General features: G+C 40.4%; 1 pseudogene. It reads left to right on the top strand.

The features are described from left to right. Nucleotides 1-282 (top strand): annotated as a pseudogene (locus tag ACNKXV_RS14615) (phosphoglucosamine mutase); the annotation flags it as partial.

The following is a 282-nucleotide window of genomic DNA, read 5'->3' as shown; positions in this document are numbered from 1 at the left end:
GTGGAAAATATAATGCGGCTGCAGTAGGTGAAGTCAATGTAGTCAATCAAATGAAAGCTACAGAAGCTGTCATCGGAGGAGAAGGAAATGGAGGAATTATCTATCCTGCTTCTCATTATGGTCGCGATGCTTTAGTGGGAATAGGTTTGTTTTTGACCCATTTGGCTAAGTTTGGCAAGTCCATATCCATGCTCAGAGCTACTTATCCAAATTACTATATTTCCAAAAACAAGATCGAACTCACACCGGAAATCGATGTGGACAAAATCCTACTGGAGATTA

It is taken from the genome of Christiangramia aquimixticola, assembly GCF_048285835.1.
GTDB lineage: Bacteria > Bacteroidota > Bacteroidia > Flavobacteriales > Flavobacteriaceae > Christiangramia > Christiangramia aquimixticola.
Note: the sequence above shows the minus strand (reverse complement) of the source record. Positions and strands in the feature narration are given on the sequence as shown.